Below are 18851 nucleotides of genomic sequence, written 5' to 3'. Positions count from 1 at the left end.
CCCCGCAAAGTACCTGAATCAGCATCGAAGCACAGGCCTCACTTTGTGGGGTTATTTTGTGTGCTTGATGGTTATTTTGCTGCGGCCATACATATACTTATTTACGAAGCTAGTCCAGGCTACAGTCGCAGGAGGGTACACTCATGGAGCAATGGTCCCAAAGTAAGTGGTTCCGCTGGATGATCGGAGTGCTGCTCTCCCTGATCATTTTGTATTTTGTTTGGTTGCTTCGTCCAATGCTGCAGGGGATATTTGTATTTTTGAAGGCAATCCTTGCTCCATTTCTGGCAGCTATGATTATTTCCTACGTGCTGAATCCCGTCGTTAGTATGCTTGCCGGCCGGAAGATGCCGCGTAGTGTAGCTGTTCTACTTATATATGCAGTATTCCTAACGGCGATTGCAGTGATCGCAATTAACCTTATCCCGATGTTTATCGAGCAGCTTGAAGAGTTGAATGAACATTTGCCAGAGATGACGCTGCAAGCCCAGGGGCTGATGCGACATATGAATTCTAGACTAATCCCGCCCGGGGTCGAAATGGGGATGAACAACTGGTTTTTTCAACTGGAAAGTCGTCTCGCCGAAGGGATCTCTAATTTTCTCGATAATATAGGGACAACGATTAATGTGCTGTTCAATGCTTTCATTGTACCGTTTCTAGTGTTCTATATTCTGAAGGATTTTGATGTGTTTGAGCGGACGGTGGTGTCTTGTCTGCCCCGCGCACGCCGTAAGTCGATTGTAACTTTGTTAAAAGATATCGATGATGCACTCGGCAACTACATTCGTGGACAGTTTCTGGTCTGCATTATTATAGGTGTGCTTGCTTATATCGGTTATGCCATCATCGGAATGCCATATGCTTTATTGTTTGCGAGTGTGGTGGCAGTGTTCAATATTGTTCCGTATATGGGTCCCTTTTTGGGGGCTGCACCAGCCATTGTAATGGCTTCGACGGTTTCTTTCCGTTTAGTGCTGTTGGTTGCAGTGGTTAACACAGTGTGCCAAATCGTGGAAAGTAACATAATCTCACCTCAGGTGGTGGGAAAGAAGCTGCATTTGCATCCGCTGCTCATTATTTTTGCACTTCTGGTTGGCGGTGAATTGGCGGGGATGATCGGACTTATCCTTGCTGTACCGTTCTTCGCGGCTGCAAAAGTCGTTATTCAACACTTTATGACGTATTTAATCAAACGAAAGCCCGTGTAAATAGGGTAAAACATTGACTATAGTCAACAGTTTTGTATATAATGTTGGGGAATATTACTGATGAACAGTCGGTATATATAGTTGATCGATGATGAGGAGTATTAATTCTATACCGTTATTGCAGAGAGCCGGCACTAAGGTGCGAGCCGGTTAACGGAACGGAGTGAACTCACCTCGGAGTAACGGCGCAAGTTTCAGGATATCCACTAGATATAATGGATGTCCTAGGTGAACCGTCGTCGCCTCACCCCCGCTAAAGGGTGCAAAGTGAGTGGCAGAATAAAGTATATTCAGCCGCTAACTAGGGTGGTACCACGGGAATTATAACCTCTCGTCCCTAGCGATAATACGCTAGGGATGGGAGGTTTTTTTGTAAATATAAGAGGGTATAGGTTTCACGAAATACTTCATGTCTTATATTTCTCGCATAAACGCTTACCGTCCTTATAAGGATGCCGATGGCAGTTTATGCTTGGTTAAGAAATCTAAGTAGTAACACTCCAAGGAGGAGCAGACAATGAGCGACAATCAAACAAACAGTATACCTGCCGGCGGTTACCGGGCACAGGCTATTGAGCCCAAGTGGCAAAAGTTCTGGGATGAGAACAAAAGTTTTAAGACAGGTGAAGATCCAACCAAACCGAATTTCTATGCACTGGATATGTTCCCTTACCCTTCAGGTGCAGGACTGCATGTAGGTCATCCAGAAGGCTACACAGCAACGGATATCGTATCCCGTTACAAACGGATGCGTGGTTTTAACGTGCTGCACCCGATGGGCTGGGATGCTTTTGGACTTCCTGCAGAGCAGTATGCCATGGATACTGGTCAGCATCCACGTGATTTTACAGATAAGAACATCGATAATTTCCGTCGTCAGATCAAATCGCTGGGTTTCTCCTACGACTGGGATCGCGAGATCAGCACTACAGATCCAGATTATTACAAATGGACGCAGTGGATTTTCATCCAGTTGTACAACAAAGGCTTGGCTTATGTAGCAGAAGTACCTGTTAACTGGTGCGAGGCACTGGGTACAGTACTTGCCAACGAAGAAGTTATTGACGGTAAAAGTGAGCGCGGAGGACATCCGGTTGTCCGCAAACCGATGCGTCAGTGGATTCTGAGAATTACTGAATATGCTGAGCGTCTGCTAGAAGATCTGGAAGAGCTGGATTGGTCTGAAAGCATTAAGGATATGCAGCGCAACTGGATTGGCAAATCCACAGGTGCAGAAGTGAACTTTGAAATTGAAGGTCACGACGCTAGCCTGACTGTGTTTACAACACGTCCAGATACATTGTTCGGAGCGAGCTACTGCGTATTAGCACCAGAGCATGAACTGGTTGATGCCATTACAACAGAAGCACAACGTGCAGCGATTGCAGAATATCGTGTGAAAGCTTCTCATAAGAGCGATCTTGAACGTACAGATTTGGCTAAAGAGAAGAGCGGTGTATTCACGGGTGCGTATGCAATCAATCCTGTGAATGGTGCTAAGACGCCGATCTGGATTGCAGATTATGTACTTGCCGGATATGGAACGGGTGCGATCATGGCGGTTCCAGGTCACGATACACGCGACTGGGAATTTGCTAAACAATTCGGCCTGGATATCGTGGAAGTCGTGCAAGGTGGCAACGTTGAAGAAGAGGCATATTCCGGAGACGGACCGCATGTCAATTCTGATTTCTTGAATGGCCTTAAGAATGAAGAAGCAATTGCGAAGATGATTGCTAGGCTGGAAGAGAAGGGCGTAGGTAAAGGTAAAGTAACCTATCGTCTGCGTGATTGGCTGTTCAGCCGTCAACGCTACTGGGGAGAGCCGATTCCAATTTTGCATCTGGAAGACGGTACAATGAAGACTGTTCCGGTTGATCAGCTGCCGCTGGTACTGCCTGATGTAGATGCGATCAAACCATCGGGTACTGGGGAGTCTCCACTTGCCAATGTAACAGATTGGGTGGAAACGATCGATCCTGAGACTGGTATGAAGGCTCGCCGTGAGACCAACACCATGCCGCAATGGGCGGGCAGCTGCTGGTACTACCTGCGTTACATTGATCCGAAGAACGATCAAGAGCTGTGCTCCCCAGAGAAGCAAAAAGCATGGCTTCCAGTGGATCTGTACATTGGTGGAGCCGAGCATGCCGTGCTTCACTTGCTCTATGCACGTTTCTGGCACAAAGTGCTTTATGATATCGGCGTAGTAGAAACGAAAGAGCCTTTCCATAAGCTGGTTAACCAAGGTATGATTCTTGGAAATAATAATGAAAAAATGAGTAAATCACGCGGAAATGTCATCAACCCTGATGAGATTGTTGAAGCTTTTGGTGCAGATACACTGCGTGTCTATGAAATGTTTATGGGCCCTCTGGAAGCAACCAAGCCTTGGAATGAAAAGGGTGTTGAAGGGGTTCACCGGTTCTTGTCCCGTGTATGGCGCCTGTTCGTGAATGAGGAAGGTAAGCTCAATTCCAAAATCACAGCAGATGGCGGTACGGAAGAGTTCAAACGTACTTGGCACAAAACGATTAAGAAAGTTACTGAGGATTTCGAGCATCTGCGTTTCAATACGGCGATTAGCCAGTTGATGATTTTCATTAACGATGCCTACAAGCAAGAAACGTTGTCCCATGAAGCTGCCGAACATTTTGTGCAAATGTTGTCACCACTGGCACCGCATATTGCTGAAGAGCTATGGCAACTGCTTGGTCATGAAGGAAGCATCAGCTACGTGGCTTGGCCAACTTATGATGAAGCATGGACAGTTGATGCTGAGGTTGAAATCGTTATTCAGGTGAATGGTAAAATCGTACAACGCGCATTGATTCCGCTGGATATGGGTCAGGAAGAAATGCAAGCTCATGCGCTGGCACTTCCTAATGTAAGTGCAGCTGTAGAAGGTAAAACCGTACGCAAGATTATTGCGGTTCCTGGCAAGCTTGTAAATATTGTAGTGGGTTAAGCGAAGAACGCAATTCTGCCCGCAGCATCGGAGAAATCCGTGCTGCGGGCTTTGTTGTTCTAACGTTATTTCGGACCTTGATTAATAGTGTCATGTCCGAATAGTTCATCAAGCTTAATAACATCCTCATCATATTTATCATGCGTTGTCGTGATGAGGCGTTCAAATACACCATCTAGACTGGTACGTAAGTGGTTTAACGCTTCTGCGGTAATGCCGCCGCGAACAGCGACCCGTTCTTGAAGCTCTTGCGGGGTAAACTCACCTTCTGTCAGCAATTTTCCTGTACCCAGCAGCATTTCACCAGCAAGTCGGCTGATTAATGACTCTTCAATTCCAGTGGCCTCAACAGCTGCTTCAATCCAGCGCTCAATGAAATAGCTTAAGAACGCAGGTCCACAGCTGGAGAAATCAGAAGCGATTCGGGTATGTGCCTCTTGGATTTCTAAGGGGACACCTATGAAAGACAATAGCTGTAGCAGTACAAGCCTGTCTTCTTTATTAAGCCTGCTGCCAAAAATGCACAGTGAAGTCCCACTCTTGACGCAGTGCGTAATGCTTGGGATAATCTTAGCGATTTTGGACGGCAAAGCGGATTCCAGATGATGCAATTGAACTGGACTTGTAATGGATACGACGATTTGCTCACTCCGGAGACATGAGCCGATCTCATTGGTTAATGTTTTAAATTCAAGCGGCTTTACGCATAAAAAAACGATATCACTTCCTAACGCTGTCTCCCTATTGCTTCCGCAAATGGAAATGCCGGGGTGACGCTTCTCAAGCTCCAGTAGCTTATTCAGACTGCGGTTGCTGGCAAGCACATCACACGGTTCTAGCGCTCCGGAAGAAAGAAAGGCGTCGATCAGCAGGCTGCCCATGCTGCCTGTTCCGATAAATCCTACTTTCACCTGTGGTTCCTCCTTTCTAGCATTGCTTTTTACTAACTGACATGAATTCTCTTCGTTATATGTATGCAGGATAGCCTTGGACAAATGACAGGTTTTGTATGAATTATTAAAGGGAATTCCAATTAAAGGAATGTATGAAGATTCACAAAAAAGTATAGGACGAATTTTCGTGAGGGGGAGTGCATTTTGAATAAAGGGAGTATAGTGCTCGGAGTGGCTGTAGCTTTACTAGGTAGTGGACTGTTATGGGCTGCTGGGAGTAAGGGGGATTCCGGCATTGCCGGATGGGAGACCTTGAATGGAAGCATGGAACAAGCGGTTGGAGTCGCTGAGCCAGATGAAGCTTCGGCTACAGAGGGCAAAGTGGGAGGCCAGCAGACGAAGGTAGATAAGCAAAGTGCTGGGAAAGTTACAGTGGGAGCCGAAGCCACTGGGAAGACTGATGCTTCTGGGAAAACTGATAGTGCCGGAAAGGCTGAAGTTAGTGATAAGTCTGATGCTGCTCAAAAGGTGAAGGATACTGCACAAGCAGATCATGCTGTTCCAACTCCAGTAGATGAAAAAGGGACAACGGTTACTGGAGAGAATGCTTTGGAGGCGCTTGAGGTTACCACGTCAGTCGCTTCACAGGAAGGTAAAATAAATGTGAACACTGCGGGTGCTAAGGAGCTGATGGATCTCCCGGGCATCGGAGAGAAGAAGGCACAGACTATAATCGAGTACCGCAACCGTGAAGGGGCTTTTCGTAGTCTGTCAGATTTGGGGAAGGTGAAGGGGATCGGGCCCAAAATGCTGGAAAAGCTAAAGCCTTTAGTAATATTTTAAGATATAAGGGTATTGAAGGTACTGTTGAATGTGCTACAACCGTTGTCCTAGTGAATACTTGCGGGGATGTGTTACAATAGTTAACAACTATTTAGAAGGATATGGAGATTGATTATGACTGCTGCTTATCGTAAAGACTGGGATACTTACTTCATGGACATTGCCTGCATGGTCTCCACTCGTTCACGCTGTAATCGCCGACATGTAGGTGCTGTGCTGGTACAAGGCAAGAAGCTGCTAGGAACAGCGTATAACGGGGCGCCAATGGGTGTACCTGATTGTTCAGAGGCAGGTTGTATGCTCTCGGAGCAATATGAAATGGAAATCGTGGATGGCGTAGAGACAATGGTGAAGAAACAGCGCTGTATTCGCACGATTCATGCGGAACAGAATCTTTTGCTATTTACAGACCGGATCGATCGGGAAGGCAGTACCGTCTATGTGACAGATGAGCCTTGCTGGACCTGCGCCAATATGCTGGCGAACAGTGGTATCGTGGAAATCGTGTATTACCGACCTTACCGTAAGGATATGGAAAAGGTTGAAGCGATGATGGCTGCCAAGGGTATCATATTTCGCCAATTGGAGAACTATGAGCCGCCAAGTGAAACGATGATCAAAGTATCGGAATAGCAGATCTGTATAACACCAATTTAATAAGATGGCTTGAGGAAGAACCTCTCGTGCGCTTTTATGGCGTATGCAGAGGTTCTTTTTTTGTATCCAGTATTGTGAAAGGGGGATGGGCACGTGAAGGAAAGACCCTTGTTAAGCTTTACAGTATGTTGGGTGGCTGGAAGCGCAGCGGCTTGCTTAAGCTCAGGGAGCGGACTGCTATTGGCGTGGGCAGGATTAATACTTTTACTGGTGAGTCTTAGGGTGTGGGGAACAGTAAGCTGGAAATACATAGCCGTGTTGTGTTTATCCATTTCTTTAGCGGCTGGATATTGGAAGTGGAACGAAGCTCGAAATATTAGCGGAATACCTGAAGCGCTGGGCAGCACGATTGCAGAGCTGAATGGGAGTCCCGTGGAAGCTAGAGGCATGATCATTTCCGTTGTGGAACGGGATGGGGATCGGGTTGATTTTACAATGAAGCTCTCACATATGAACCTGCTTGCAGAGGGAGATGAAAAAGCATCTGATCCTGTGGAAGAGCAGGATGAAAAGGTAGAGGGTGAGTTAATCGCAGTGCAGATCAAACTTCTGGCCGAGGATGAAATTACTGTTGCTGCGAAGTGGCGAAGAGGGGATGAGGTGCTGCTTAATGGCGTGCTGGAAGAGCCGGCAGTAGCGCGTAATTTTGGAGGCTTCAATTATCGTGCCTATTTACATACGAAGAAGATTCATTGGCTATTGAAGGGGCAGGGGGCGGAAAATGTAAGGGTAACCGTGCCAGATTCATGGAGTCTGTTAACGGTTTTTCGCTTAAATGATAGCGCGCGGATGGCCCTTGGGGCAGAGCTGGATCAACTTTTTCAAGAACGTCACTCTGGGTATATGAAGGGCTTAATCATTGGGATGCAGGATGATCTTGATCCGGATACCTTTAAACAGTTCTCACAGCTTGGTTTAACGCATATTCTCGCCATTTCAGGTATGCATGTAGCGGTGTATGTAGGTGTTCTTTTATTTCTGTTCAGGCGCTTACGGCTGCCAAAAGAGACGGCACTAACGCTCACCTTCATACTTGTTCCTGTATATGTCCTCTTGTCGGGTGCGGGCCCGTCCATTGTGCGTGCGGGGCTGATGAGTATGATTGCCCTGCTCGCTGCACGAGTTGGGATGCTGAAGGATGGACTGAATATTTTGGCGGCATCGGCACTGGTTATGTTGATCTGGAATCCTTATATGCTGCTCAGTGTCAGCTTCCAGCTGTCTTTTCTGGTGACCCTTGGCTTAATGGTTTACGTTCCGCTTATGAATCCTCTTTTGAGCATACTGCCACGCTGGCTTAAAGGTGCGGTCTCTGTGACGTTAGTGGCCCAATTAGTTTCTTTCCCGCTCACGATTTATTATTTTAATCAGTTTTCGCTACTATCCTTTGTCGCCAATTTGGTCTTTGTACCTCTGATTACCTTTGTAGTATTGCCGCTAGGGACGCTTGCACTACTGCTTGGACGACTGTGGGAAGATGCTGCATACGTACTGGCGCATGTTACGGAGCTGCTGAATAACTTTACTTTTTTCGCTGTGGAATGGATCAATAAATTTGCCGGTGGAGTTTTGATTTGGGGCTCACCTTCACTGCTGTGGATCGGGGTGTACTATGTTTTATTGTATGGTCTGCTGTATGTTGCCAAGCTAAGAAAGGAAGCTCGTTCTGCACCGCAATATATGGAGGATGAGACGAGACCATTAACGGAGGCTGGTTTACCTGTGAACAGTCACGGTGGGTTTGGGAGAGTGGGGAATTCACAGTTTGCTATTGATGGTTCCAAGGTTGGACGCTGGAGCGGGGCGATTGTTCTACTGTTGGCAGTTGGGCTGGGGATGCTGCTGTATTGGGGTTATCAGTCGGACGGTCAAGCAGGCAGAGGTACAATTAGTTATCTGGATATTGGACAAGGCGACAGCATTCTCATCACTACATCGAGCGGAGCACATATTCTAGTGGACGGTGGCGGAACCTTAAACTTTGGTCAAAAAGAAGAGTGGCGCGTTCGCCGAAGTCCGTTCGAGGTTGGCGCTAAAGTGCTGGTTCCTCTGCTGAAAAAACGTGGTATCCACCGTTTAGATGTCATTATTTTGACACATGGAGATCAGGATCATGCCGGAGGACTTCAAGCCGTGTTGGGAGAGATTCCGGTATCGGCATTGCTTTTTAATGGGACAATAGTTGATCGCGAGTTTTATATGGGGATGATGCGGACTGCGCTAGAGAGGGATGTTCAGTTGTATGCTGTGCATCAAGGAATGACCCTTTCCCCGGATGATAAGACGAAGCTGTCCTTTTTATGGCCGGAGGGAAGGGGTGGAGAAGCGTCGGGTAATCCTTATCAGAATGGCATTCCTCTACTGGAAGAGCAGAACCACGATTCGGTAGCTTTTCGCTTAGAGATGAATGGTAGGAACTTTCTATTCACCGGAGATATGGATTTGGAAGCCGAGGAGGAGATTGTAGAGCAGGCTAAGCAAAAGGGGATCAGCACTGGACCTGTCATTGATGTGTTGAAGGTGGCTCACCATGGGAGCAAGACATCCACTGGCGAAGCTTGGTTAAAATTCTGGCAGCCTGCAGCAGCGGTGATCTCAGCGGGTGTTAATAATCTGTATGGTCATCCGAAAGCTGAGGTGTTGGAGCGATTGCAAGATAACCAAGCATCTATTTTCCGGACGGATCAGCAGGGGGAAATACAGATGCGGGTGCGGGCAGAGGGGGTTGAAGTGCGATATAAGTTGGTGGAGGCATTGCATTTTGTGCAATAGAACGCACTCCAAGATAGCGGGATCTTCATTCTGTTGTACTTTGTACACTCAAAATGAGGAAAAGCGCCTATTTCTGTGGATTTTAAGAGTATCTATTGCATGAAGTTCAACAGATACTCTCTATGGCGTTGAAAAATCAATTTCTATTGCACGAAATGCAATAGAACGCTTTTTATAGATATATCCGAGTCCGGAGAAAAGCAGGGTTGACCATTATCCTCCGATTACGGGCGACAAACTTACAAAGAGAGCAACAATCAAGATTCAGATCAGCCCTATCAGATATCCGAGCACTACCGATGACGTTTAGACGTTCATCGGTGGTGCTTTTTAATAGACAGATATAGAGAATATACGGTTAAGTAATATATGACCTAATTATTTATTTTATAGGGAACTTTTTCAAGTTTGGAAAGTCATATTAGGCAAGAGGTGAGACGAAACATGCTAAGCGAAGATATGCCATATGCAGAAGCGTATGCGTACGAAATGACCTTGCGGGAAATGATGGAGGCGTATGGATCGGATGTGTGGAATTATGCTTTTTTCTTAACTAGAAGCCGTGAGCAAGCGAATGATATTAGCCAAGAAGTATTTTTGAAGGCATATAAAAATGTGGGGAAGTACCGGGGACAATCGTCGATGAAGACCTGGCTGCTCACGATTACTAGAAATACAGCCTTCAGCTGGAGCAAAAATAGCTTTTGGCGCAGATTCATACCATTTGGAGATCAACCTGTTACTGTAAATGCTCCGTCTGCAGAAAGAGAAGCGCTCAGCAATCAGTATGCGAACCGAATCTGGGAAATTATTATGACCCTGCCAGATAAGAATAGAGAGGTGCTTGTACTGGATATTCAGTATGGACTATCGATCGGCGAAATGTCCGATTTACTGAATGTACCACAAGGGACTGTGAAATCTCGACTCGCGCGAGCGAGGGAGAAGGTTAAGCAAGCCATTCAGAAGGAGGAGAGAGAATGAAAGGCAAAGCTGATAATAGTAATCCAGTGATGATCGGACAGACTGATTGGTATGCGCAAGCAGGCAAAAGACCTTTTATTGAAGATGGCTTTACACCTGAGCTGATGATGCGGATTGAGCAGGCTGCTGTGCTAAAAAATAAAAGTCGCGGACGTTATCGAATAAACAAAAGTGTGTTACTGACCAGTGTGGCTATGATTTTGTTGATAGGTGCACTTAACTTGCCTATAGGCGCATGGAAGAACCAAGGTCCAGTTCAATCTTCATCGGTGCAGTCACAAGCCGCAGCGATACTACCTTCTTCTACTCCTGTTACTAATGACAAAGCGTCAGAGCCTCCGACAAGTCCAGCAGAGTTTGAGATTAGCGGTAAGAAATACTACATGCCTTTGCCAATGAGCAGAGATAAGACTAAAGCATATGCCGTTGAGACAACAGCGGGAATCCTTTGGTCGCCGCCCCCCCCGATGGTGGACTACAAGAAGCCAAAGTACACACATCCTACAGAACCGTTCACCCTTTACCTGAGCTCGAAGGACCAGACGGAGCTATCGGCTTCTTCGGCTACTAGGATTTATACATTTCCTCTTTATGCTGGAAGTGCAAGTACTTATCAATATATGAATGGATTCTATGGAGCGGGAGATTATATCCTGCTGAGTTCCTCCACGCGAACTTTAGGTTCAGACAAACCGGAGAATGGTAGAATTTCAATGCTTAATGTTAAAAAAGCAATGGCTGGAGAAACTGTGGTACCGACGGATCTTACGAACTTTGATGAAACACTGTTAAGCTACAAGTATTTATTCGCTGTGGATAAGGAGAATGAATATCTCGTAATAAGTTACCTAGAATACCCGGTAGATAAGACATACCAAGACAAAACAGTGCTTTATGATCTAGAGACCTTAAGCATTCGATCAACTGCAACAACCAAAGGGTTTAAAGAGATTAAGGGAGAAACATTAACCATGGATTATGAAGTGGATGGGGTACTGCGCAAAGCGGATATTATTGTGAAGGGTGGGCTAGGATGGATAGATGAAGATTGGGCCTTTTTATCAGAAGAGCAACGAAATGAGCTGTATCAGGAATTTATGAGTCAGACTCCTTAGTAGATAATTCACCCAATAAAAGCTATACTTTTTGATAAAGTAATTTTCTTTTGAGAAGAGTGGAGCCGAAGAGATGAAGAAGCTAACGATTGATGATGTGGCTCAAAAAGCGGGAGTGTCGAAGAGTACAGTCTCCCAATTTTTGAACAAACGTTTTAAATATATGAGTGAAGCGACGAAGAATCGGATTGAGGCTGTGATCGAGGAGCTCAATTATCAACCGAATGGACTTGCGCGCAGTCTGAAACAGAATCGGACGCATATGGTCGGAATCATCGTTGCTAATATCGATTATTCGCTGTCTATTCAGTGTATCCGGGCGATCGAGAACGAGCTGCAGCAACACGGGATTCAAGTAATCATATGCAATGCCGATGAGAATGCGGAAAAAGAAAGTAAGTACGTCGAAACCTTAGTCGCCCGACAGGTGGACGGTTTAATTATTTTTCCGACAGGGAACGATCCGTCTGCTTACAGTCGGCTGATCGAGTCTGACTTACCGCTAGTGTTTATGGATCGTCTGGTAGATGGAATCACCACACAGAGTTTGCTGCTCGACAATGAAATGGCGGTCAAGATAGGTGTGGGGCAGCTGACTCAGCAAGGACATGAGCGAATCGCTCTCGTATCCCTTCCATTAGGTGAACATGCGATTACCCCTCGTAAAGAGCGGATCAGTGGTTATAAAAAAGCGATGGAAGAAGCCGGCATACCTCTGCGTGAGGAATATATCTGTAGTGTGCCAAAAGAAGAATTAGCTACAGGACTGAAGCGCCTTTTAGCATTGCCGGACCCTCCGACAGCGCTATTGGCTACGAACGATATCACGCTAGCAGAGATTTTGAAATATGCGAATCGAAATGCGATCGCTATTCCGGAACAATTGTCTGTCATCGGTATAGATGATGCGGAATTCGCGCAAATTTATAATCCAGTCATTACAACGATTCGTCAGCCTGCATACGAAATGGGCATGCAAGCCGCTAAGATTATACTCTCTTGTATTGAGGACAAGGGTGCTTCCGTTCCAATCACCTATCGATTCCCGCCGTCCTTGCAACAAGGGCAATCTGTGAAGTTATATAACTGATTACAAGCTATAGAAGCACAAAAAAATGCCGTTCCACAGATCAACTGTGAGACGGCATTTTTTAATAATAAAACTCCCGAGCTGCTAGATTATAAGGCTGCAACGTTGTTGTTTCTTCTTATGGTTAATTGTACTTTCTGCAACTATTTTAGTTTGTGCTTCCTGAATTGAGAGTTTAATTGTATTTTGTGCAGTTATTTCTGCGGGAAATTGCTGACAGCGATGTTGACCTAGTTGTTAAATGTATAAAGTGCAATTAAAGGCGAGAAGAAACGATTTTGACTCGATATAGTTGTATAGAGTACAGCTATGTTGTGTAGATTTGGTTGCGTTCAGCTATTTATGAGAATTACAGAAGTTTACAGAGATTATGTTGCGAAAGCTGACTCAAATCTATGTGCTTAAACCTCCTGCTGCATAAACTTCGCAAGCTCCTCACGGGTCGGAAGTCCATCCATATCGCCAGGCGACATGACGGCTAACGCACCGATCGCATTGCCGCGTTTGACGGCCTCAACAATCGGAAGCTTTTCCAGCATTGCGCTGATTACACCAACGGCAAACCCATCACCTGCACCTACGGTATCAACGACCTGCTCTACCTTAAACCCGTCTACATAACCTTCTCCTTCCGCGGATTTATAGTAAGCGCCTTCAGGTCCGAGCTTGATGACGACTAAGCTGACGCCACGCGCCAGATAATAGTCCGCAATCTCTTCTGGCGTACTTAGACCTGTAAGAATCTTGCCTTCACCGAGTCCTGGAAGGAACCAGTCACAGCGTGTAGCCAGATCATTGATCGTCTTCACCATTGTTTCTGTATCCGGCCATAAGCTAGGGCGCAGATTTGGATCGAGAGAGACCGTCTTTCCTTGTCGCTTCATAAACTCCATAGCATGAACAGAGAATTCATGACAGCTCTTGGATAAGGCGGCGGAGATACTTGTTACGTGTAAATGTCCTGCAGCATTAAAGTATGCCTCGTCAAAATCAACCAGACTAAGCTTGGAGGCCGCGGAATTTTTGCGGAAGTATTCGACTTTAGGATCGCCAGTAACAACCTTTGATTTGATTAACATACCCGTTGAATTTTCTTTAGTAAAAGTAATGTTGGCGGTATCAATGTTTTCTTTCTTCATTGCTTGCGCAATGAAATGACCAAAGTTATCTTCGCCAAGCTTCGTAACATAACCTGTAGGGTGATTTAAGCGCGATAAGCCTGTAGCTACATTGCTCTCGGCACCTGCCAACGCTTTGGAGAACGAAAACACTTCATGCAGGGGACCCGTTTCATTCGCATAAAACATCGCCATCGGCTCCCCGAAAGTGACGGCATCTAACTGTTTACTCATTTGAGTTCCTCCTAGGGTAATGAATTTATCCCAGTATAATGATGTATAATTTGAAATTATCACATAAATCGGTTTTGTACAATAAAAGAATGATTTTTAATCCAAAAGGTGTTTTGGATAAAAGGAAATAAATCATTAATAAATCCTTATAAAACAAGTGCTTATTGGTCATTTTTATAAATTAAAATCTCTATATCCATAAAAATGTATTGACTGTTAACCGTATTATTATTACTATCTGATTATAGATTATATCATTTTAATTAGTAAATTTAATAAAAAAAGTTTATCTAAATTAGTATTTCATATTCATCTACGATCGTACCAAGAGAAAGGGAGTCTACTGATGAAGAAAATGAAAGTATTGCAGAATGTGGCGTCCGTTGGAGTTGTAGCCGTAATTCGTGCTGATAGTGCTGAGGAAGCTTTTAAAATGTCCGTTGCTTGTATCGAAGGCGGTTTGAATAATATTGAGGTAACTTTTACTACTCCGGACGCGGATGTGGCGATTAAACGATTGGTAGCGGAGTACGGAGATCGCGCAGTGATTGGAGCAGGAACTGTACTTGATCCATTAACGGCGAGAATAGCCATTCTTGCAGGCTCGGAATTTGTGGTCAGTCCCTCTTTTGAAGCGGAGACAGCTAAAATGTGTAATCTTTATGGGATTCCGTACATGCCTGGCTGCATGACATTAAATGAAATGAAGGAAGCATTGAAGTTTGGTGTGGATGTGCTTAAGCTGTTCCCTGGCAGTGCGTTTGGTCCGGATTATGTGAAAGCGGTTAAAGGCCCTATGCCACATGTGAACATTATGCCAACAGGTGGCGTGGATCTGAATAATATGGAAAAGTGGATTGCCAACGGCTGTATAGCAGTAGGTATCGGGGGCAATTTGACTGCACCTGCGAAGGATGGACGATACGATCAGATTACCGATCTTGCGGCTCAGTATGTGGCAAAATTTAAAGAGATAAAAGGTATTTGATCAGGTATGTTTCTTAATTTCGAATAAATAGATTTATTGAAGGTTGTATAGCTGACACATGTCAGCCGTACAACCTTTTTGTATACTTATTTTCCGACATTCAGATTTTCTTACATTATATGTTTTCATAAAGTATAGAATGAGGACAAAGGCAATAAACTATAAAGTAGAAGAGTTATGATGTTTGACTGACGTCTACGAATTGGAATGGTTTATTATCGGACCGGGAGTGAGTATATGCCTGCTTATCATGATAAAAAGCTGTATCTTGCAGCTGATGAAGAGGATGCGGAATACGTAGAAATTGCGTCGGCATTCCATGGTTGTAAGGTGACGGAGGGCCAGATCTATAGATTAGAGCGGAATTACAATAACCCTCATATTTTTGAGAATGGAGAGGCGTATGTTGTGGATGATGAAACTAGGGACAACTACGCAGTGTTCATGCTCTGCAAGATTGTGTTATATAAATAGAGTTATGTGCTCGATTCTAAGGTTATTTCTTGTTTACTGACGGCTTCTTTTCCGACAGGAGGATAAGCCGTTTCTTTTGGAAATGGGAGATATTTCTTACCTAAACGCTTGCCGGCCATATTGCGATGCCGAAGGCGTTTATACTTGTGTCATTTTTGTTATAAAGTTATTCAAAAGAGTATTTGAATGATTGAAGTTTCCCCTGTATGCTTAGTAGGAATTATTGACTGTGAAATGCTATGAAATGTGCGATTGCGCTTTATAAAAGATGGCTTAACATGACGTTCTTAGAAAAGTTTGGTATTCTAAAAATATTAATTACAGGGTTGCAACAAATTCGCAGTCTTGCGCGTCAGTAAGATTGCATAGAGAGGGGGAACCTTCGTGGTGGAGCAGGGACTCATCAGAGCCGCTCAAGCGGGCGATCGCGACGCTCTAATCACCCTATTGCGAGAAATTGAAGGGCATGTATATAAAACCGCCTTCTACATTTTGCATAATGAACAAGATGCGCTGGATGCATCTCAGGAGGCCTTGATCCGGGTTTATACCAAAATCGGTTCATATGAGGAAAAGGCCCAGTTCAAAACGTGGGTTCAGCGAATCGTTACCAATATTTGCATTGATAAATTCAGAAGAACTAAACCTACAGTTTCTATTGATGAGCATGAAATGGTGTTTCAGGATAAACACAATGTGGAACGTGAGGTTCTATCTTCTTATTTAGCTGAGGATATACGTGAAGCGATTGATCAATTGCCCGAGCATCATCGGACAGTCATCGTCCTGCGCTATTTACAAGATTTTTCTTACAACGAGATTGCAGACTGCCTGGATTTGCCTTTGAATACAGTGAAATCATATCTGTTTAGGGCCAGACAGCAGCTGCAGAATAGACTTCAGGAGTACCAGAAAGGTGGTGTATCGGGATGAAATGCGCGGAGGTGATGGAATGGATGCACCGCTATATAGACCAAGACTTGAGCCAAGATGAGATTGTTGAGATGTTCCGTCATATCGATAATTGTCCTTCCTGCGCGGAAGTCTTTGAGCGGCTGACACTTCTCTCCAAAGAATTGGAGCAGTTGCCAGACGTGAAACCCCCGTTTAGTCTGGTTGACTCTATTTTACCTCAGCTTGCAGAATTGGATCGAAGCAGCCGTGAACAAAGCGCTGTGAGAACCGAGGAACCAGTTGTAGTTCCATTTTCACGTGAAAGCTCCCGCGGTAAACCTTCCAAGGGAACCTCTATAGCAGCACGGACAGGCATTGGAGCTATCGCAGCTGCCGTAATATTAGGGATCGCTATTTTTAATATGCCGGATAAAATGCCTGGGGCAGAGGTAGAACAAATGATGCAGGATAGTAGTAAAGCGACCAGCGATAGTGCTGATAATATGGCTATTGAATCGCAAGCCTCTACTTCTGCTGATTCATATGAGGCAGCGCCTGCTAATAGCGGAATCGATTCGGGGGCTCTACCAGCTGCTCCTGATGTGAATGAGGATAACGCTGCATTAGATAGAGCGATGGGGCCGGTAGACCCTGCGTCGATGCCGACTTCTCCAACAGAAACTAATGCTGGATCTGGAGGACGATCGGTACCGGAACCAACAAATAATGTGAAGCCCAAACCTACGGAGAAGATTATGACGCCGAAGCCGGATACTGTAACGAAAGTTCAAACTCCGGATACTAGTGCTGGCAGTAATAATCAGCCCAAAGCGGATAAGAAGGATCAACCTGCTTCTATAGATAAAAGGATCGCAGCTGATTCAGCGCCATCTACGGAGGAATCATTAGATAGTGCGAATGATTTTAGGAGAGAGGTTATGGGCTTTAACATTTCTAGTGATTCCAATGATTCTAATGTGCAGACTTGGACTTCCCCTGATGGGCATTATGCCGTTGAGTTTGTTGGATTACAGCTTGTTATTTATAAGAATTCACCCGAAGCTTCGGTGGAAGATAGGACAGCAGTGACTTCTTATCCATTAGAAGGAAATTGGATTTCTGGAGAATGGTCGGCGGATAGCTCGCAGTTTACGTATGTGACGGAGAAAGATGGTGTGAATACCACTAAGGTGTACACTGTACAGGAAGCGTCAGCAGCTTCTTCAACGCCGGTTACAACACCTGGGGCGACACCATCGAAGACTCCGTCTTCAACGTCAACAAATTAATTTGAGGCTGGAACATTTTTAGGAGTTTCAGAATATACTATAGCAACCGGACAGGAACTAGAAAGTATAGGATTTGAAGAACATCGGTATGACCGTCGGATGGGAAGTTTCTAGGGCTTCTCACTCCGGCGTTTATATAGATGCGCCGCTTAAACGGAGGGGCTTTGGCCATGGCTGCCAGAGTTTCTCCGTTTTTGCATGTGCATTTATGTCGTTTTTTTTGCTACAATAGGAATCTGGGCAAATTGGGCTAGATGAATGGAAAAGGAAGTGGCGGAATGGATGCCAAAACGGCGATAAAAGAAATCAAACAAGGGAAAATCTCGCCGCTGTACCTTTTGTACGGCAGTGAAAAATTTCGAATGAATGAATTTGCGGCATTGCTGGAAGACCAGCTAATTGCTAAAGAGGATCGTGATTTCGCAGTTATTCCCTTTGATCTCTCGGAGACGCCGGTGCAGGCTGTGATAGAAGAAGCAGAGACTGTACCTTTTATGGTAGAACGTAAATTATTGCTGGTGCGGGACGCATCTTTATTTACAGCGGGAAAAGAAAATGCCAAACTTGAGCATCGTATAGATATTTTAAGTGATTATTTGCAGCATCCTGTAGATTTCAGTGTGATTGTCTTTATGGTGAATAATGACAAGCTGGACGAGCGTAAGAAAATTGTGAAGACCGTTAAAACAGCGGGTACGGTATTAGCTTTCAACCCGCTAGGGGCAGAAGAACTGCTGCGCTGGGTAGAGAAAGGGATTCGTGAGCGAGGTTGTACGATGGCATCTGGCACCGCAGAGATTCTTATCACTAATGCGGGGACAGGTTTGCAGGGCTTATCCGCGGAAATGGACAAGCTATGTTTGTTCGCTGGTAAGGGCGGAACCGTAGACGCAGAAGCAGTAGAGAGTCTGGTGCATCGCGGAACGGAACAAAATGTGTTTACGCTTGTAGAGGATATCGCTAACCTGCGTCTAGATAAGGCGCTTGATACGCTGTATGAGCTGTTGAAGCAGCGGGAAGAACCCATTAAGATTGCTGCGCTGATTGCACGGCAGTTCCGGATTATTTTGCAGGTGAAGGATTTATCAGCTCATAGTTATTCGCAAGGTCAGATTGCCTCACAGATCGGACTTCATCCTTATGCAGTAAAGCTTGCAGGGGAGCAGGCCCACAAGTTCTCAAGTGAACGTCTGCGTCAAATTTTAAGTGCACTGGCTGATCTGGATTATAAAATGAAGACAGGAGCTATAGATAAAGTGCTTGGTCTGGAGTTGTTTATGTTACGGCTAGGTACTTGAGCTAAGTAGTGGATAACTTTATG

General features: G+C 45.1%; 15 protein-coding genes. 13 read left to right on the top strand and 2 right to left on the bottom strand.

The features are described from left to right. Positions 1 to 143 precede the first annotated feature (143 nt). Both CA598_RS18175 and leuS read left to right on the top strand, forming a co-directional pair. Positions 144 to 1211, top strand: coding sequence for an AI-2E family transporter (locus CA598_RS18175; protein WP_042191048.1), 1068 nt, complete (start codon positions 144 to 146; stop codon positions 1209 to 1211). A gap of 517 nt (positions 1212 to 1728) precedes the next feature. After that, a complete protein-coding gene (gene leuS, locus CA598_RS18170; protein ID WP_094877382.1) occupies positions 1729 to 4179 on the top strand; it encodes a leucine--tRNA ligase in 2451 nt (816 codons plus the stop codon). Between the two features lie 65 nt (positions 4180 to 4244). On the opposite strand, the gene comER is transcribed toward leuS, so the two are convergent. Beyond that, entirely contained in the window at positions 4245 to 5090 is an 846-nt protein-coding gene (gene comER, locus CA598_RS18165; protein ID WP_094877381.1) for a late competence protein ComER, read from the bottom strand. Between the two features lie 186 nt (positions 5091 to 5276). On the opposite strand from comER, the gene CA598_RS18160 reads away from it, so the two are divergent. The 6 genes from CA598_RS18160 (at position 5277) to CA598_RS18135 (ending at position 12533) form a co-directional block, all read left to right on the top strand. Next, on the top strand, positions 5277 to 5915 hold the full coding sequence (locus CA598_RS18160) for a ComEA family DNA-binding protein (protein WP_094877380.1): 639 nt from the start codon (positions 5277 to 5279) through the stop codon (positions 5913 to 5915). A gap of 114 nt (positions 5916 to 6029) precedes the next feature. Next, on the top strand, positions 6030 to 6548 hold the full coding sequence (locus CA598_RS18155; protein WP_042191041.1) for a deoxycytidylate deaminase: 519 nt from the start codon (positions 6030 to 6032) through the stop codon (positions 6546 to 6548). Between the two features lie 117 nt (positions 6549 to 6665). Next, entirely contained in the window at positions 6666 to 9344 is a 2679-nt protein-coding gene (locus tag CA598_RS18150; protein ID WP_094877379.1) for a ComEC/Rec2 family competence protein, read from the top strand. A gap of 444 nt (positions 9345 to 9788) precedes the next feature. Next, positions 9789 to 10328, top strand: a complete 540-nt coding sequence (locus tag CA598_RS18145) for an RNA polymerase sigma factor (protein ID WP_094877378.1) — start codon at positions 9789 to 9791, stop codon at positions 10326 to 10328. After that, positions 10325 to 11443, top strand: a complete 1119-nt coding sequence (locus tag CA598_RS18140) for a hypothetical protein (RefSeq protein WP_094877377.1) — start codon at positions 10325 to 10327, stop codon at positions 11441 to 11443. The genes CA598_RS18145 and CA598_RS18140 overlap by 4 nt, the downstream gene beginning before the upstream one ends. 73 nt (positions 11444 to 11516) lie before the next feature. Then, the gene (locus tag CA598_RS18135) at positions 11517 to 12533 is read left to right on the top strand and encodes a LacI family DNA-binding transcriptional regulator (RefSeq protein WP_094877376.1); all 1017 of its coding nucleotides are present in this window, start codon (positions 11517 to 11519) and stop codon (positions 12531 to 12533) included. Positions 12534 to 12934: 401 nt separating this feature from the next. Here the strand turns inward: CA598_RS18135 and CA598_RS18130 are convergent, their stop codons facing one another. Continuing rightward, entirely contained in the window at positions 12935 to 13885 is a 951-nt protein-coding gene (locus CA598_RS18130) for a sugar kinase (RefSeq protein WP_094877375.1), read from the bottom strand. A 346-nt stretch (positions 13886 to 14231) separates the two neighbouring features. Between CA598_RS18130 and CA598_RS18125 the strand changes: the two genes are divergently transcribed. The 5 genes from CA598_RS18125 (at position 14232) to holA (ending at position 18828) form a co-directional block, all read left to right on the top strand. Next, positions 14232 to 14873 (top strand): bifunctional 2-keto-4-hydroxyglutarate aldolase/2-keto-3-deoxy-6-phosphogluconate aldolase, encoded by a 642-nt coding sequence (locus CA598_RS18125; RefSeq protein WP_094872686.1) that lies wholly within the window; start codon positions 14232 to 14234, stop codon positions 14871 to 14873. 237 nt (positions 14874 to 15110) lie between these two features. After that, on the top strand, positions 15111 to 15347 hold the full coding sequence (locus CA598_RS18120; protein WP_042191032.1) for a hypothetical protein: 237 nt from the start codon (positions 15111 to 15113) through the stop codon (positions 15345 to 15347). 384 nt (positions 15348 to 15731) lie between these two features. Next, positions 15732 to 16280: an RNA polymerase sigma factor gene (locus tag CA598_RS18115; RefSeq protein ID WP_036677530.1), complete on the top strand. Its 549-nt coding sequence runs from the start codon at positions 15732 to 15734 to the stop codon at positions 16278 to 16280. Next, a complete protein-coding gene (locus CA598_RS18110) occupies positions 16277 to 17530 on the top strand; it encodes a zf-HC2 domain-containing protein (protein ID WP_094877374.1) in 1254 nt (417 codons plus the stop codon). Before CA598_RS18115 ends, CA598_RS18110 begins: the two co-directional genes overlap by 4 nt. 278 nt (positions 17531 to 17808) lie before the next feature. Continuing rightward, entirely contained in the window at positions 17809 to 18828 is a 1020-nt protein-coding gene (gene holA, locus CA598_RS18105) for a DNA polymerase III subunit delta (RefSeq protein ID WP_094872689.1), read from the top strand. The last annotated feature ends 23 nt before the right edge of the window (positions 18829 to 18851 follow it).

The sequence above is a fragment of the Paenibacillus sp. VTT E-133291 genome, from assembly GCF_002264395.1.
In the GTDB taxonomy this organism is placed as follows: domain Bacteria; phylum Bacillota; class Bacilli; order Paenibacillales; family Paenibacillaceae; genus Paenibacillus_AQ; species Paenibacillus_AQ nitricinens.
Note: the sequence above shows the minus strand (reverse complement) of the source record. Positions and strands in the feature narration are given on the sequence as shown.

Coding starts and splice junctions, on each gene's coding strand:
- CA598_RS18155 (WP_042191041.1), top strand. CDS start 6,030: ATGACTGCTGCTTATCGTAAAGACTGGGATACTTACTTCATGGACATT.
- holA (WP_094872689.1), top strand. CDS start 17,809: ATGGATGCCAAAACGGCGATAAAAGAAATCAAACAAGGGAAAATCTCG.
- CA598_RS18140 (WP_094877377.1), top strand. CDS start 10,325: ATGAAAGGCAAAGCTGATAATAGTAATCCAGTGATGATCGGACAGACT.
- CA598_RS18120 (WP_042191032.1), top strand. CDS start 15,111: ATGCCTGCTTATCATGATAAAAAGCTGTATCTTGCAGCTGATGAAGAG.
- CA598_RS18175 (WP_042191048.1), top strand. CDS start 144: ATGGAGCAATGGTCCCAAAGTAAGTGGTTCCGCTGGATGATCGGAGTG.
- CA598_RS18145 (WP_094877378.1), top strand. CDS start 9,789: ATGCTAAGCGAAGATATGCCATATGCAGAAGCGTATGCGTACGAAATG.
- CA598_RS18110 (WP_094877374.1), top strand. CDS start 16,277: ATGAAATGCGCGGAGGTGATGGAATGGATGCACCGCTATATAGACCAA.
- CA598_RS18135 (WP_094877376.1), top strand. CDS start 11,517: ATGAAGAAGCTAACGATTGATGATGTGGCTCAAAAAGCGGGAGTGTCG.
- leuS (WP_094877382.1), top strand. CDS start 1,729: ATGAGCGACAATCAAACAAACAGTATACCTGCCGGCGGTTACCGGGCA.
- CA598_RS18125 (WP_094872686.1), top strand. CDS start 14,232: ATGAAGAAAATGAAAGTATTGCAGAATGTGGCGTCCGTTGGAGTTGTA.
- CA598_RS18130 (WP_094877375.1), bottom strand. CDS start 13,885: ATGAGTAAACAGTTAGATGCCGTCACTTTCGGGGAGCCGATGGCGATG.